We start from the raw sequence: 764 nt of genomic DNA on the forward strand, positions 1-764 counted from the left end.
AGCCATGGTCCGCTGGGCCATGATCCGCATCACCACCCGCCGACTCACCCAACCTCAGTAGCTCGGAAACGGGCACTGATGGACATCTGAGATCAGGGGACGTGTTTCCCCGGAGGGATGTCCCATCGTGGAGTCCATGGGCAGGAAGAAGCGGCGGCCTCGGTGGTCGTTCACTCCGGAGTTCAAGGCCGAGATCGTGGAGCTGTGCTCGCGGGGTGACCGTTCGGTGGGTCAGGTCGCGAAGGACTTCGACCTGACCGAGACCGCGGTGCGGCAGTGGGCCGTGTAGGCCGAGCGCGACGTCGGCACTCGCACCGACGGGCTGACCACCGACGAACGCGAGGAGCTGGTCCGGCTGCAGTGGGAGAACCGCCGTTTGGCCGAGGACGTGGAGATCCTCGAGCGTGCCGCCTTAGATTCAACCGGTCAAGGCAACAGTGCTGGTTGAGGTGGGTGTGCGTGGCGAAGTTATGCGCGGTTGTGCGCGGTTGTGCCGTTCGATCGTCGGACGGCGGGGTGGGTCCGCGACACCGGGACGTTGTTCCCCGTCCGCACCCACGCCACTGAATGTGGCGGTGTTGGTGCGGTTGCACTGCGACTACGGCGTGTCGGCGAATCTGACCGGCGAACTGGCCGAAGAGTTCGCCGCGTTCGGCTGGTGTACCGCGGGCGAGTACACCGACGTCACCCCGTTACCTTCTTCGTGGTTCCTGATCAAGGAGCTGTGGTCGCCGGGTCCGGCATGACTTACGCCCCCAGTCGAA

2 protein-coding genes are annotated in these 764 nt (G+C 65.2%); both read left to right on the forward strand.

The window, feature by feature from the left end; genetic code table 11:
- Window positions 1–136: 136 nt before the first annotated feature.
- Window positions 137–289: a transposase gene (locus tag ACFP3R_RS37560; protein ID WP_380643810.1), complete on the forward strand. Its 153-nt coding sequence runs from the start codon at window positions 137–139 to the stop codon at window positions 287–289.
- 280 nt (window positions 290–569) lie between these two features.
- Entirely contained in the window at window positions 570–746 is a 177-nt protein-coding gene (locus ACFP3R_RS37565) for a hypothetical protein (RefSeq protein ID WP_380643812.1), read from the forward strand.
- Window positions 747–764: the final 18 nt, after the last annotated feature.

This window comes from Saccharothrix lopnurensis (genome assembly GCF_042658445.1).
GTDB lineage: Bacteria > Actinomycetota > Actinomycetes > Mycobacteriales > Pseudonocardiaceae > Actinosynnema > Actinosynnema lopnurensis.